The 13939-nt window shown below is 70.8% G+C and carries 14 protein-coding genes; 11 read left to right on the top strand and 3 right to left on the bottom strand.

Features of this window, described 5'->3' with window-relative positions; all coding sequences use genetic code 11:
* Window positions 1-795 carry an ABC transporter permease gene (locus tag LR394_RS15430; RefSeq protein WP_231442354.1) on the bottom strand — a complete coding sequence of 265 codons (795 nt, stop codon included), beginning with the start codon at window positions 793-795 and terminating at the stop codon, window positions 1-3.
* Entirely contained in the window at window positions 792-1766 is a 975-nt protein-coding gene (locus LR394_RS15425; protein WP_231442352.1) for an ABC transporter ATP-binding protein, read from the bottom strand. Before LR394_RS15425 ends, LR394_RS15430 begins: the two co-directional genes overlap by 4 nt.
* 208 nt (window positions 1767-1974) lie before the next feature.
* Here LR394_RS15425 and LR394_RS41655 point away from each other — a divergent pair, with 208 nt between their 5' ends.
* From LR394_RS41655 to LR394_RS15375, 10 genes are all read left to right on the top strand, one after another.
* On the top strand, window positions 1975-2826 hold the full coding sequence (locus tag LR394_RS41655) for a helix-turn-helix transcriptional regulator (RefSeq protein WP_269329245.1): 852 nt from the start codon (window positions 1975-1977) through the stop codon (window positions 2824-2826).
* On the top strand, window positions 2804-4216 hold the full coding sequence (gene sufB, locus LR394_RS15415; protein ID WP_231442351.1) for a Fe-S cluster assembly protein SufB: 1413 nt from the start codon (window positions 2804-2806) through the stop codon (window positions 4214-4216). The genes LR394_RS41655 and sufB overlap by 23 nt, the downstream gene beginning before the upstream one ends.
* A gap of 45 nt (window positions 4217-4261) precedes the next feature.
* Window positions 4262-5419 carry a Fe-S cluster assembly protein SufD gene (gene sufD / locus LR394_RS15410; RefSeq protein WP_231442349.1) on the top strand — a complete coding sequence of 386 codons (1158 nt, stop codon included), beginning with the start codon at window positions 4262-4264 and terminating at the stop codon, window positions 5417-5419.
* Window positions 5416-5760: a non-heme iron oxygenase ferredoxin subunit gene (locus tag LR394_RS15405; RefSeq protein WP_231442347.1), complete on the top strand. Its 345-nt coding sequence runs from the start codon at window positions 5416-5418 to the stop codon at window positions 5758-5760. The genes sufD and LR394_RS15405 overlap by 4 nt, the downstream gene beginning before the upstream one ends.
* 6 nt (window positions 5761-5766) lie before the next feature.
* Window positions 5767-6525, top strand: a complete 759-nt coding sequence (sufC, locus tag LR394_RS15400; protein ID WP_231442345.1) for a Fe-S cluster assembly ATPase SufC — start codon at window positions 5767-5769, stop codon at window positions 6523-6525.
* Window positions 6526-6603: 78 nt separating this feature from the next.
* The gene (locus LR394_RS15395) at window positions 6604-7884 is read left to right on the top strand and encodes an aminotransferase class V-fold PLP-dependent enzyme (RefSeq protein WP_231442343.1); all 1281 of its coding nucleotides are present in this window, start codon (window positions 6604-6606) and stop codon (window positions 7882-7884) included.
* A gap of 2 nt (window positions 7885-7886) precedes the next feature.
* The gene (gene sufU / locus LR394_RS15390) at window positions 7887-8369 is read left to right on the top strand and encodes a Fe-S cluster assembly sulfur transfer protein SufU (protein ID WP_231442341.1); all 483 of its coding nucleotides are present in this window, start codon (window positions 7887-7889) and stop codon (window positions 8367-8369) included.
* Window positions 8366-8716, top strand: coding sequence for a metal-sulfur cluster assembly factor (locus LR394_RS15385; RefSeq protein WP_407937056.1), 351 nt, complete (start codon window positions 8366-8368; stop codon window positions 8714-8716). The genes sufU and LR394_RS15385 overlap by 4 nt, the downstream gene beginning before the upstream one ends.
* 57 nt (window positions 8717-8773) lie before the next feature.
* Window positions 8774-10006, top strand: coding sequence for a GGDEF domain-containing protein (locus LR394_RS15380; RefSeq protein ID WP_231442337.1), 1233 nt, complete (start codon window positions 8774-8776; stop codon window positions 10004-10006).
* 2 nt (window positions 10007-10008) lie between these two features.
* Window positions 10009-11235, top strand: coding sequence for a GGDEF domain-containing protein (locus tag LR394_RS15375; protein WP_231442335.1), 1227 nt, complete (start codon window positions 10009-10011; stop codon window positions 11233-11235).
* Window positions 11236-11238: 3 nt separating this feature from the next.
* Here LR394_RS15375 and ypfJ read toward each other — a convergent pair whose 3' ends face one another.
* Window positions 11239-12153 carry a KPN_02809 family neutral zinc metallopeptidase gene (ypfJ, locus tag LR394_RS15370; protein ID WP_456238330.1) on the bottom strand — a complete coding sequence of 305 codons (915 nt, stop codon included), beginning with the start codon at window positions 12151-12153 and terminating at the stop codon, window positions 11239-11241.
* A 142-nt stretch (window positions 12154-12295) separates the two neighbouring features.
* Here ypfJ and LR394_RS15365 point away from each other — a divergent pair, with 142 nt between their 5' ends.
* Window positions 12296-13894 (top strand): ABC-F family ATP-binding cassette domain-containing protein, encoded by a 1599-nt coding sequence (locus LR394_RS15365; protein WP_231442332.1) that lies wholly within the window; start codon window positions 12296-12298, stop codon window positions 13892-13894.
* The last annotated feature ends 45 nt before the right edge of the window (window positions 13895-13939 follow it).

Below are 13939 nucleotides of genomic sequence, written 5' to 3'. Positions count from 1 at the left end.
TCAGCTGTCCCAGCGGAACCAGCGCATCGTGGCCAGCGTGCCCGCGGCCGTCCAGGCGGCCAGGACCAGCAGGTCCAGCCACGGCCAGGAGCCGCCGGTCAGGGCCACCCGCAGGCCGTCGCCGAGCGCCCCCGAGGGCAGCCAGCGCACGAAGTCGCCGAACGGGCCGAGCTGGTCGGCGGCCAGCACCACGCCGCCCCCGGCCAGCAGCAGCACCCAGATCACGTTGGCGGCGGCCAGCACCGCCTCGGCGCGCAGCGTCCCGGCCAGCAGCAGGCCCAGGCTGACGAACGCGGCCGAACCCAGCACCCCGACCAGTACCGCCGGCAGCAGCCCGGCCAGCTGCGGCTGCCAGCCCAGGGCCAGGCCGACCGCGCCGAGCAGGACCACCTGGATCGCCGAGACCACGGCGACCGCGCCGAGCCGGCCGGCGATCAGGCCGGAGCGGCCCAGGGGAGTGGTGCCCAGCAGCCGCAGCAGCCCGGCCCGGCGGTCGAAGCCGGTGCTGATCGCCTGCCCGGTGAACGCGGTGGAGATCAGCGCCAGGGCCAGTACCCCGGGCGTGGCCAGGTCGATCCGGCGCCCCTCGCCGAGGTCGACCACCCCGCTGCGGGCCAGGCCGGCCAGCACGAACAGCGGCAGGATCACGGTGAGCAGCAGCTGCTCGCCGTTGCGCAGCATCGCCATCGCGTCGAACCGGGTCTGGGCCAGGATCCGGCGCACCGGTGCGGCCGCCCGCTCCTGCTCGCCCTCGGCCCGCGTCGTCGCCGGCACGGTCAACTCCAGCGCACTCACGCCCCGACCACCCCGATGACCTGAGTTGCGCCGCTCTGGCGGGCTGCGATCTCCAGGAACACGTCTTCCAGACTCCTCCGGCCGAGAACCAGCCCCTCCGGCATGATGCCGAGACGGGCGCACCACGCAGTGGTAGCAGCCACGTCGCCCGGCAGCAGGTGGGCCTCAGGGGTGCGATTGGCGATCACGTAGTGGCCCGGGCGCACCTCGGTGGCGGCGATCCCGGCCGAGAGCAGGGGCGCCAGCGGGGCCAGGTCGAGCCCGGCCGGGCCGTCGAAACTCAGGGTGCGGTCGCTGCCGCCGGTCAGCTCGCCCGGCGTCCCGGCCGCGACCACCCGGCCCGCGGCCATCAGCACCACGTGGTCGGCCAGCCGCTCGGCCTCGTCCAGCAGGTGCGTGGTCAGGACCACGGCGACACCCGAACGGCGTAGTTGCGCGATCAGCTCCCAGACCACCAGCCGGGCCTGCGGGTCCAGCCCGGCGGTGGGCTCGTCCAGGAACGCCACGTCGGGGCGGCCGACCAGGGCCACCGCCAGGGCCAGGCGCTGGCGCTCGCCGCCGGACAGCCGCCGGACCGGGGTGCGCAGCCGCGAGCCCAGGTCGAGCGTGGCCACCAGTTCCTTGCGCTCCAGCGGGCGGGCGTACATGGCGGCGGCCAGGTCCAGCACGTCGCCGGCCCGGGCGGCCTGCGGCATGCCACCGTCCTGCAACATCACGCCGACCCGGGGGCGCAGCCAGGCGCCGTCGGCGATCGGGTCGCGGCCGAGCACCCGCACGGTGCCCCCGTCCGGCCGGCGCAGGCCTTCGCAGCATTCGATCGTGCTGGTCTTGCCCGCGCCGTTGAGCCCGAGCACGGCGGTGACCGCGCCCGCGGCGGCGCTGAACGAGGCACCGTCGACGGCCGGCTTCGCTCCGTAACGCTTGACCAGCCCGCTCACCTCGACGGCGGCGGACGCTGAAGAACCTGGCACAGGACCACCATAGGCAAGTGGGCTGGGCGCGGTGGCAGGACCCCGCGCGAGGGCTCCGGCGATTCGTGGTTTCCTTGGTGCGCCAGGGTTTCCGTCAGGTGGAAGTTAGGTTTACCTTCCGTGACGCACCAGACAGAACTCGGGGGCCCCGGGCGCGCGGGCCCGGGTTGAGCCCGGCGCTGAATAACGTCACACTGGTGTGGTGGAAATGACCGAGGCCGATCGCCTGGAGGATCGGGGTACCCGCGACCGGGTCTCCCGCGAGATCCTCCACCACGGTCCTGTCACCGCGAGTGACCTGGCTGCCACGCTCGGGCTGACCCCCGCGGCGGTCCGCCGGCACCTGGACACTCTGACCGAACAGGGCCTGGTCTGCACCTGGGATCCACCGGAGGGTGCGCCGCGGCGCCGGGGAAGACCGGCCCGCCTGTTCGTGTTGACCGACATGGGCCACTCGGCGATGTCCACCGCCTACGACGACCTGGCCGTGCACCTGCTGGAGTTCCTGGCGGACACGGCCGGCCCGGAGGCGGTGCGGGACTTCGCGGCGGTCCGGGCCGAACGGCTGGCCCAGCGCTACCGGCCCGCCGTCGAGGCGGCCGGCGAGGATCCGCACCACCGCGCCGGGGCCCTGGCCCAGGCGCTGAGCACCGACGGCTACGCGGCCAGCGTGCGCTCGCTGACCGAGCGCGGCGCCGCCGAGGTCGCCCCCGGCACCGGTAAGCAGCTGTGCCAGGGGCACTGCCCGGTGCAGCAGGTCGCAGCGCAGTTCCCGCAGCTGTGCGAGGCCGAGACGGACGCGTTCTCCAGCTTGCTGGGGGTTCACGTGCAGCGTCTGGCCACGCTGGCGCACGGCGAGCACGTCTGCACCACGCACATCCCGCTGGGCGCGGTCACCTCCTCGCTCAGCAAGCGAACCGAGAGCACCGAAGCTTCCGAGAACCCCGAAGCTCCAGAGAACACCGCCAGCACCACGACCAGCCGGCCGCCAGCACACGTCGCGCCGGACGTCATGTCAGACGAGGAGAACGCAGCCGATGAGCACCGTGTCGCATCCTGAACTCGAGGGCCTCGGTAACTACGAGTTCGGCTGGGCCGACTCCGACGTCGCCGGAGCTGCCGCGCAGCGGGGCCTGTCCGAGGCTGTCGTGCGCGACATCTCGGCCAAGAAGAACGAGCCCGAGTGGATGCTGAACCAGCGCCTCAAGGGCCTGAGGCTGTTCGGCAAGAAGCCCATGCCGAGCTGGGGCTCGGACCTGTCGGGGATCGACTTCGACAACATCAAGTACTTCGTGCGCTCCACCGAGAAGCAGGCCACCTCCTGGGACGACCTGCCCGAGGACATCAAGAACACGTACGACAAGCTGGGCATCCCCGAGGCGGAGAAGCAGCGCCTGGTGGCCGGCGTGGCCGCGCAGTACGAGTCCGAGGTGGTCTACCACCAGATCAACGAGGAGCTCGAGAAGCAGGGCGTCATCTTCGTCGACACCGACACCGGCCTGCGCGAGTACCCGGAGCTGTTCCAGGAGTACTTCGGCACGGTGATCCCGGTGGGCGACAACAAGTTCGCCTCGCTGAACTCCGCGGTCTGGTCCGGCGGCTCGTTCATCTACGTGCCCAAGGGCGTCCACGTCGAGATCCCGCTGCAGGCCTACTTCCGGATCAACACCGAGAACATGGGCCAGTTCGAGCGCACCCTGATCATCGCCGACGAGGGCTCGTACGTGCACTACGTCGAGGGCTGCACAGCGCCGATCTACAGCTCCGACTCGCTGCACTCGGCGGTCGTCGAGATCGTGGTCAAGAAGGACGCCCGGGTCCGGTACACGACCATCCAGAACTGGTCGAACAACGTGTACAACCTGGTCACCAAGCGGGCCACCGCGGCCGAGGGCGCCACCATGGAGTGGGTCGACGGCAACATCGGCTCCAAGGTCACGATGAAGTACCCGGCCATCTACCTGCTCGGCGAGCACGCCAAGGGCGAGACGCTCTCCATCGCCTTCGCCGGCGAGGGCCAGCACCAGGACGCGGGCGCCAAGATGGTGCACGCCGCGCCGCACACCTCCTCGAGCATCGTCTCCAAGTCGGTGGCCCGGGGCGGTGGCCGTACCTCCTACCGCGGCCTGATCCAGGTCCTGGAGGGCTCGCACCACTCGGCCAGCACGGTGCGCTGCGACGCGCTGCTGGTGGACACGATCAGCCGCTCCGACACCTACCCCTACGTCGACGTCCGCGAGGACGACGTGGCGATGGGGCACGAGGCCACGGTCTCCAAGGTGAGCGAGGACCAGCTGTTCTACCTGATGTCGCGCGGCATGACCGAGGAGGAGGCGATGGCGATGATCGTGCGCGGTTTCGTCGAGCCGATCGCCCGGGAACTGCCGATGGAGTACGCGCTCGAGCTGAACCGCCTGATCGAGCTGCAGATGGAAGGCGCGGTCGGCTAGTCCGTACCGCCTTTACCGTCCCGTCGAAACCATAGACAGAGAGCCATGACTGAGACTTACACGATCGAAGGCGGACCGGTCGAGCTGCACCGCTCGAGCTTCGACGTAGCCGACTTCCCGCTGCCCACCGGCCGCGAGGAGGACTGGCGGTTCACCCCGCTGGACCGGCTGCGCGGCCTGCTCGAGGACCAGCCCTCGGGCGCCGAACTGAGCTGGACCACCGACCTGCCCGAGGGCGTCACGCTGACCAGCGTCGGCGCCGAGGACGCGCTGCTGCGCACCGTGCCCAAGGTGTTCGACCGGGTCGGCGCGCTGGCCCTGCAGAACTCCACCGGTGCGGTGGTGGTGAAGGTCGCCGCGAACGCCGAGCTGGATCGGCCCGTGGTGCTGAAGCTGCACGGCTCCGGCGCGGACGTGGTCTGGGGCCACATCGTGCTGGACGTGGGCGCCAACTCCCGCGCGCAGATCGTGATCGAGCACAGCGGCACCACCCGTTACGCCGGGGTGCTGTCGGTGCTCGTCGCCGACGGCGCGAAGCTGACCCTGGTCGGCGTGCAGGGCTGGGACCGCGACGCGGTGCACGCCCAGCACGTCAACGTCCGCCTCGGCAAGGACGCCACGATCGCCTCCACCCAGGTCACCCTGGGCGGCGACCTGGTCCGCTTCGTCGAGAACGTGGAGTACACCGGCACCGGCGGCGACGCCGAGATGGCCGGCCTGTACATCGCCGACGCCGGCCAGCACCAGGAGCACCGGCTCTTCGTCGACCACAGCGCGCCCAAGTGCCGCAGCAACGTGGTCTACAAGGGTGCCCTGCAGGGCGAGGGTGCGCACACGGTCTGGGTGGGTGACGTGATGATCCGCGCCACCGCCGAGGGCACCGACACCTACGAGATGAACCGCAACCTGGTGCTCACCGACGGCACCCGGGCCGACTCGGTGCCGAACCTGGAGATCGAGACCGGCGAGATCCTCGGCGCCGGCCACGCCAGCACCACCGGCCGGTTCGACGACGAGCAGCTGTTCTACCTGCAGGCCCGCGGGATCCCCGAGGAGGAGGCGCGGCGCCTGGTGGTGCGCGGCTTCTTCGCCGAGCTGATCCACCGGATCGGCATCCCCGACCTGCAGGAGCGCCTGCTCACGGCGATCGAGGCCGAGCTGGGTGGCGAGCCGGAAGCCGCGATCGGAGCGGTGAACCAGTGAGCCGCGAACGCGTCGCCTCGCTGACCGACCTGACCCCGGGCGAGGCCGTCCAGGTCCGGGTCGGCGGCGAGTTCGTCGCGCTCGCCCGGGAGACCAACGGGGACGTGCACGCGGTCGCCGACCTGTGCACCCACGCCGCGGTCTCGCTCTCCGAGGGCCTGGTCGAGGACTGCACCATCGAGTGCTGGCTCCACGGCTCGGCCTTCGACCTGCGCACCGGAAAGCCGACGGCCCTGCCGGCCGTCACCCCGGTAGACGTGTACGCCGTCTCGATCGAGGGCGACGACGTCTACGTGGACACCGACATTGTTGTGAACGCTGCATCTGCCAAGGAGAACTGAACCGTCATGGCCACACTGGAAATCCGCGACCTGCACGTCAGTGTCGAGACCGAGCAGGGCCCCAAGGAGATCCTGCGCGGCGTGGACCTGACCATCGCCTCCGGTCAGACGCACGCGATCATGGGCCCCAACGGCTCCGGCAAGTCCACCCTGGCGTACTCCATCGCCGGGCACCCGAAGTACACGATCACCTCCGGCACGGTCACCCTCGACGGCGAGGACCTGCTGGAGATGAGCGTGGACGAGCGCGCCCGGGCCGGCCTGTTCCTGGCCATGCAGTACCCGGTCGAGGTCGCCGGGGTCACCGTGTCGAACTTCCTGCGCACGGCCAAGACCGCGATCGACGGCAAGGCGCCGAGCCTGCGGCACTGGGTCAAGGACGTCAAGGGCGCCATGGACAACCTGAAGATGGACCCGGAGTTCGCCGAGCGCGACGTCAACCTGGGCTTCTCCGGCGGTGAGAAGAAGCGCCACGAGATCCTCCAGATGGAGCTGCTGAAGCCGAAGTTCGCGGTGCTCGACGAGACCGACTCCGGCCTCGACGTGGACGCGCTCAAGGTGGTCTCCGAGGGCGTGAACCGGGTCCGCGAGAACAGCGAGGTCGGCGTCCTGCTGATCACGCACTACACCCGGATCCTGCGCTACATCAAGCCGGACTTCGTGCACGTCTTCGTCGACGGCAAGGTCGCCGCCGAGGGCGGCCCGGAGCTGGCCGACGAGCTCGAGGCGAACGGGTACGACCGCTGGACCAGCGCGTCCGTCTGAGCAAGACCAATGGTGGACGTGCGTGCGCGACTTGCGCACGTACGTCCCCAATTCTCTCTAGAACACTAAGGATCCGACGTGACCCTCACGTACACCGGGGCCCAGCCCCTGGCCGCGGCTGAGGTCGAGACGATCCGCGCGGACTTCCCGATCCTGCACCGCACGGTGGGGGACGGGGCGCAGCTCGCCTACCTCGACTCGGGTGCCAGCTCGCAGCGCCCGAAGCAGGTCCTGCAGGCCGAGTACGACTTCGCCACAACGTCTTACGCCGCCGTGCACCGCGGCGCGCACACCCTGGCCGGTGAGGCCACCGACGCGTTCGAGGACGCCCGCGAGGCCGTCGCCCGGTTCGTCGGAGTGCCTGCCCAGGGCCTGATCTGGCTGCGCAACGCCACCGAGGGCCTGAACGTGCTGGCCGCCGCGCTGAGCGACCCGCAGGCCGGCCGGTACGCACTGCAGCCCGGCGACGAGATCCTGATCACCGAGCTGGAGCACCACGCCAACCTGGTGCCCTGGCAGCAGGCCGCCGCCCGCACCGGCGCCAAGCTGCGCTGGATCCCGCTCACCGACGACGGCCGGCTCGATCTGGCGAACATCGACGAGCTGATCAACCGGCGGACGAAGGTGGTCGCCTTCGCGCACGCCTCGAACGTTCTCGGCACCGTCCTGCCGGTGGCCGAACTGGTCGCCAAAGCCAAGGCGGTCGGCGCGCTTACGGTCCTCGACGCCTGCCAGTCGGTGCCGCACCTGCCGGTGAACCTCACCGAGCTCGGGGTGGACGCGGCGGTGTTCTCCGGCCACAAGATGCTCGGGCCCACCGGGATCGGCTGCCTGGCCGCCCGTCCGGAACTGCTCGACGCGCTGCCCCCGGTGCTCACCGGCGGCTCGATGGTCGAGCTGGTCACGATGGAGACGGCGACGTTCCGCGAGGCGCCGCAGCGGTTCGAGGCCGGCACCCCGCCGGTGGCTCAGGCCGTTGCCCTGCACGCCGCGGTGAACTACCTGAGCGGTGTCGGGATGGACCGGATCGCCGCTCGTGAGCACCAGCTGGCCCAGCTCATGCTCGACGGCCTGGCCGGAGTCGAGGGTGTCCGGGTGATCGGCCCGCACACCGCCGAGAACCGCACCGCCACCGTGGCCTTCGCGGTCGAGGGCGTGCACCCGCACGACGTGGGGCAGGTGCTGGACGCGGCCGGGATCGCGGTCCGGGTCGGCCACCACTGCGCGCAGCCGGTGCACCGCCGTTTCGGGGTCAACGCCTCCACCCGGGCCAGCGCCTACCTCTACACCACCGACGCGGAGGTGGAGCGCTTCGTGCAGGCGCTCGGCACCGTCCGCGGATTCTTCGGCAGGAGCTGAACGTGTCCTCTCTGGAAGCGCTCTACCAGCAGGTGATCCTGGATCACTCCAAGGAGAAGCACGGGCGCACAGACCTCGCGGACGACGAGATGTTCGACCCGGCCAGCACCGCGCGCAGCCGGCAGTACAACCCGCTGTGCGGCGACGAGGTGACCCTCCAGGTGACGCTGGGGGAGCAGGACGTCCGGGAGATCGCCTGGACGGGTGAGGGCTGCTCGATCAGCCAGGCCGCCACCTCGGTGCTGCACGACCTGGTGGTCGGCAAGCCGGTCGAGGAGGCCCGCAGCATCCTGGCCGACTACCGCACCATGCTGCGCAGCCGCGGCGCGGGCACCCCCGACGAGGAGGTGCTCGGTGACGCCGTGGCCTTCGCCGGGGTCTCCCGGCACGCGAACCGGGTGAAGTGCGCGATCCTGGGATGGACCGCCTTCGAGGACGCGTTGCTGCGGATCGAGGCCGCACGACCTACTGCAAAGGAAGCATGATGAGCGAGCAGGCAGTGGACACCAACCCGGCGGACGTGCCGGCGGATGTCGCGGACGTCGAGGAGGCGCTGCGCGACGTCGTCGACCCCGAGCTCGGCATCAACGTGGTCGACCTCGGGCTGGTCTACGGGATCACCATCGACCAGCACAACCACGCCACCATCGACATGACCCTGACCTCGGCGGCCTGCCCGCTCACCGACGTGATCGAGGACCAGGCCCAGACCGCGCTCGACCCGCTGGTCAAGGGCATGGCGATCAACTGGGTGTGGATGCCGCCGTGGGGCCCGGACAAGATCACCGACGACGGCCGCGAGCAGCTGCGTGCCCTGGGGTTCAACCTCTAGTACCACGCTCGGCTCAATCCCGGCGGCTTTCTGGACGAAACCTGCTGGGTGCAGGACATGTGGCGGCTCGTCGTGGCACCGAACCCGGTGCTCGACGACGTCGTCCGCCAGGAACTGCTGATCCAGTCGTCCCAGGCCTCCCGGCTCAGCAGCCTGCTCGGGCTGCCGCTGTCGGCCGTCGTGTACACCGTGATGGCCGTCAGTGGGGCGGACCGCACCGAGATCCTGGCCTGGGCCGGGCTGGTCCTGGTGGTGATGTTCGTCTACGTGCTGGGCGTGGGCCGTTTCGTCACCCGCCCCGCGAGCACGCGCTCCTACCGTGAGCGGCTACGCATAGCGGTCGTCTTCCAGGCCCTGGGCGGTACCGCCTGGGGCTCGCTGCCGGTGATCGTCACCCCGGTGCCGGGGGAGACCTCGGTCGTGGCCATCTCCTGCGCCGTGATCACCCTGGCGGTGGCCGCCAACGTGGTGTTCGCCTCGGCCACCCCGCTGCCCTGGCTGGCCTTCCACCTGTGCTGCCTGCTGGTCGGCTCGGCCGGGCTGATCGTGCACGGTCAGGGCCCGGTGGCCGGGCTGAACGCGCTGACCGTGCTGGCCGCCTTCCCGCTCGCCCGGTACATGTACCAGCAGGTAGCCGGGGCCCGGCTGGTGGCCCGGCAGAACGAGCTGCTGGCCGCCGAGCTGCGCACCGAACGCGAGGCGGTGGAGCGGATCAACCTGCAGCTGTCCGAGGCCAACACCGAGCTGCGCCACCAGGCCACCCGGGATCCGCTGACCCAGCTGCCCAACCGCACCCTGTTCTTCGACCACCTGGTGCGCTCGATGCGCCACGGCCGGCACAACGGCACGCCGGTGGCGGTGATCTACTTCGACCTGGACAAGTTCAAGGCGGTCAACGACACCCTCGGCCACGGCGCCGGCGACGATCTGCTGTGCCAGGTGGCCCAGCGGGTGACGGCGGTGCTGCGTAGCCCGGACGTGCTGGCCCGGCTCGGCGGCGACGAGTTCGTGGTGCTCACCCACGACTTCGAGGACAACGCCGACCAGGACACGCCGGTGGCCGTGGCCGAGCGGATCCGGCAGGTGCTGGACGTGCCGTTCGACCTGTCCGGTGCCCCGGTGGTGATCTCCGGCAGCCTGGGCCTGGCCATCGACGAGTCCGGCCTGTCCGCCGAGGACCTGGTGGAACGCGCCGACCTGGCGCTGTACCGGGCCAAGCAGCAGGGCCGCAACCAGGTCAGCGTGTTCGACGACGCGCTGAACCGGCTGCGGCAGGGAATCGACTCGTAGCCGTGCGGGACATCTTGCTCATGCTCCGGGCCCCGGACCCGGAGTTGGACGACGTGGTCCGCCGGCAGCTGCTGATCCAGTCGGCCGAGGCGGCCCGGGTCAGCAACCTGCTCGGCTTCGGGCTGATCACCACCGCGGTGACCGTCCTGGCCCTCGGTGGGGCCCCGATCGGCGGCCTGATCGGCTGGGCGGTGCTGCGGGTGGCCTGGACGGTGTTCTTCCACCTGGCCGCTCCGGCCTGGATCACCGGCCCGGCCCGAGACCCCTCCGGCCCGCCGCCGCAGCGTCTGGCCCACCGGTTCACCGCCGCGCAGATCGTCGCCGGAGCCACCTGGGGCAGCGGCTGCCTGTGGGTGCGCCCGGACGCCGAGCACGCCTCGCTGGTCGCGGTGCCGGTGGCCGTGCTGATGCTCGCCAATGCGGCCAACCTGCTGTTCTGCAGCGCCACCCCCAACACCTACCGGGCCTTTCACGCCTCGATCTGCGCGACCGGGGCGGTGGGCCTGCTCAGCCAGGGCAACTGGGCCCTGACCGCGTTCGTCGTCTTCGGGGCCCTGGGCGCCCCGCCGCTGGCCCGCTACGGCTACCAGCAGGTGGCCGGCGCCCGGCTGCTGGCCCGGCAGAACGCGCTGCTGGCCGAGGAACTGCGGCAGGAACGCGAATCGGCCGAGCGGGTCAACCTGCGGCTGTCCGAGCTGAACGTGGAGCTGCAGCACCGGGCCACCCGGGATCCGCTGACCGGCCTGCCCAACCGCTCGCTGTTCTTCGACCACCTGACCAGCGCCCTGCGCCGCAGCCGGGAGAGCGGCCGGGCGGTGGGCGTGGTCTTCTTCGACCTGGACCACTTCAAGCAGGTCAACGACAAGCTCGGCCACGGCGCCGGGGACGACCTGCTGCGGCACGTCGCCGGGCGGGTGACCGGGGTGCTGCGCAGTTCCGACGTGCTGGCCCGGCTCGGCGGCGACGAACTGGTCATCCTGCTGGCCACCCGCTCGGGCACCGAGGAGTTCGCCCGGGTCGCCGAACGGGTGCGGCAGGTGCTGGAGGCCCCGTTCGACCTGGCCGCCGGCCCGGTCCGGATCTCCTCCAGCCTGGGTCTGGCCCTGGACGACGGGCACTGCACGGCCGAGCAGCTGGTCGAGTACGCCGACGTCGCGCTCTACCGGGCCAAACAGCTCGGCCGCAACCGCTCGGTGCTGTTCCAGCCGGCCATGCTGGACACGACCTAGTTCTTACAGGCCCATCGTTCGGAACGGGTCGCACTGGTCGATGTCGCCGCTGGAGTAGCCGGTGGTGAACCACTGCCGGCGCTGCTCGGCCGAGCCGTGGGTCCAGGAGTCCTGGTCCACCCGGCCGGTCGCCTTCTTCTGGATCCGGTCGTCGCCGACCGCCTCGGCCGCCCGCTGCGCCTCGGCGACGTTGTCCTTGGTCAGGTCGATCCCGCTGCTGCGCTGGTCGGCCAGGGTGGACCAGACCCCGGCGTAGCAGTCGGCCTGCAGCTCCATCGCCACCGAGTACTCGTTCTCCTGCTCGGGGTCGGCCTGCTGGGCCTTGCGCACCTGCTGCTCGGTGCCCAGCACGGTCTGCAGGTGGTGGCCGTACTCGTGGGCCACGATGTAGGCCTGCGCGAACTCGCCCTCGGCGCCGTACTCGCGCTGCAGCTGGTCCAGGAAGTCCAGGTCGAGGTAGATCTCCTCACCGGCCGGGCAGTAGAACGGCCCGACCTGGGCGGAGGCCTGTCCGCAGCCGGTGCTCACCGCGTCGTTGAAGAACACCAGGGTGGCCGGGCGGTACTCCAGGCCGCGCTTGCCGAACTCGTCGTCCCAGGTCTCGTCGGCGATGTCGTAGACCTTGATCAGCCGGCAGTCGGTGTACTCGTCCAGGGCCCCTTCGGTGTTGCACCGGTCGGACAGCTCCTGGCGCGACTCCTGCTTGCCGGTGCTGTTCGCGCTGCCGGCGCCCAGCTGGGGCAGCCCGCTACCGTCGCCGGAGTTGCCCCCGAGCACCGCCACCAACAGATAGATGACCAGGCCGACCACCCCGGCCCCGCCGCCGATGGCCACTCCGCCGCGGCCCAGCCCGATGCCGCCACCGCCGCGCCGGTCGTCGACCCCGCCGACGTCCACCCGATCGTCATCGAACTCGATACCCACCGCGTACCCCTGACTTAAGCGTTGGCGTCCGGACAAGAGCGCCCGCGTAGAATGCTGCCACCAGGTTTGGTCCGGTTCGACTGCTGCTGCACACCGGGCGAATGTCCCAGAACTTTTCCGCAGGAGTAGTCCCACGATGATCACCGCCACCGGTGTAGAGCTGCGCGCCGGCTCCCGCCTTCTGGTCGAGAACGCCAACTTCCGGGTCGGCCCGGGCCAGCGGGTCGGGCTGGTCGGCCGCAACGGGGCCGGGAAGACCACGCTGACCAAGGTGCTCGCGGGGGAGGGCCAGCCCGCCGCCGGCACGGTCTCGCGCGGGGGCCAGGTGGGTTATCTGCCGCAGGACCCGCGCACCGCCGACCTGTCCATCCTGGCCCGCGACCGGGTGCTCAGCGCCCGCGGCCTGGACGACATCATCCGCCGGATGCGCGAGACCGAGGGCGAGATGGCCAGCGTGATCGACGAGACTCGGGACGCGGCGATGGAGCGCTACTCCCGGCTCGAGGCGGAGTTCGTGGCCGGTGGCGGGTACGCGGCCGAGAGCGAGGCGGCCACCATCTGCGCCAGCCTGGCCCTGCCCGACCGGGTGCTGGAGCAGCCGCTGGGCACCCTCTCGGGTGGTCAGCGCCGCCGGGTCGAACTGGCCCGGATCCTGTTCTCCGGCTCCGACACGCTGCTGCTGGACGAGCCCACCAACCACCTGGACGCCGACTCGATCGCCTGGCTGCGCGACTTCCTGAAGGTCTGGAGCGGCGGCCTGATCGTGATCAGCCACGACGTCGAGCTGCTGGAGGCCGTGGTCAACCAGGTCTACCACCTGGACGCCAACCGCTCCGCGCTGGACGTGTACAACGTCGGCTGGAAGAAGTACCTGGAGGCCCGCGAGACCGACGAGAAGCGCCGGCGCCGGGAGCGGCAGAACGCCGAGAAGAAGGCCTCGGTGCTGATGGCCCAGGCCGACAAGATGCGGGCCAAGGCCACCAAGGCCACCGCCGCGCAGAACATGGCCAAGCGGGCCGAGAAGCTGCTGTCCGGCCTGGAGGAGTCCCGCAAGGCCGACAAGGTGGCCAAGCTGCGTTTCCCCACCCCGGCCCCGTGCGGGCGCACCCCGATCACCGCCGAAGGGCTCAGCAAGACGTACGGCAGCCTGGAGGTCTTCACCGACGTCTCGCTGGCCATCGACCGGGGCTCGCGGGTGGTCGTGCTGGGCCTGAACGGCGCCGGCAAGACCACGCTGCTGCGGATGCTGGGCGGGATCGAGAAGCCCGACACCGGCGAGGTGGTGGCCGGTCACGGGCTGCGCCTGGGCTACTACGCGCAGGAGCACGAGACCCTGGACACCAGCCGCACCGTGCTGGAGAACATGCGCTCGGCCTCGCCCGACCTGACCGACACCCAGGTGCGCACCGTGCTCGGCTCGTTCCTGTTCAGCGGTGACGACGCGGACAAGCCGGCCGGGGTGCTCTCCGGCGGTGAGAAGACCCGGCTGGCGCTGGCCACCCTGGTGGTCTCCGGGGCCAACGTGCTGCTGCTGGACGAGCCCACCAACAACCTCGACCCGGCCAGCCGGGAAGAGGTCCTGGACGCCCTGCGCCGCTACGAGGGCGCGATCATTCTGGTCACCCACGACGAGGGTGCGGTGGAGGCACTCAACCCCGAACGGGTGGTTCTGCTGCCCGACGGCGAAGAGGATCTTTGGAACAAGGGCTACCTGGATCTGGTCACCCTCGCCTGACCTGCAGCACAGGGCTTTCCGCTTTCGTCCCTCCTGAACCGCCTT

It is taken from the genome of Kineosporia babensis (assembly GCF_021129305.1).
GTDB lineage: Bacteria > Actinomycetota > Actinomycetes > Actinomycetales > Kineosporiaceae > Kineosporia > Kineosporia babensis.
This window is presented reverse-complemented; position numbering and strand designations above follow the sequence as displayed.

Coding starts and splice junctions, on each gene's coding strand:
- LR394_RS41655 (WP_269329245.1), top strand. CDS start 1,975: ATGACCGAGGCCGATCGCCTGGAGGATCGGGGTACCCGCGACCGGGTC.
- sufB (WP_231442351.1), top strand. CDS start 2,804: ATGAGCACCGTGTCGCATCCTGAACTCGAGGGCCTCGGTAACTACGAG.
- sufD (WP_231442349.1), top strand. CDS start 4,262: ATGACTGAGACTTACACGATCGAAGGCGGACCGGTCGAGCTGCACCGC.
- sufC (WP_231442345.1), top strand. CDS start 5,767: ATGGCCACACTGGAAATCCGCGACCTGCACGTCAGTGTCGAGACCGAG.
- LR394_RS15385 (WP_407937056.1), top strand. CDS start 8,366: ATGATGAGCGAGCAGGCAGTGGACACCAACCCGGCGGACGTGCCGGCG.
- LR394_RS15380 (WP_231442337.1), top strand. CDS start 8,774: ATGTGGCGGCTCGTCGTGGCACCGAACCCGGTGCTCGACGACGTCGTC.
- LR394_RS15365 (WP_231442332.1), top strand. CDS start 12,296: ATGATCACCGCCACCGGTGTAGAGCTGCGCGCCGGCTCCCGCCTTCTG.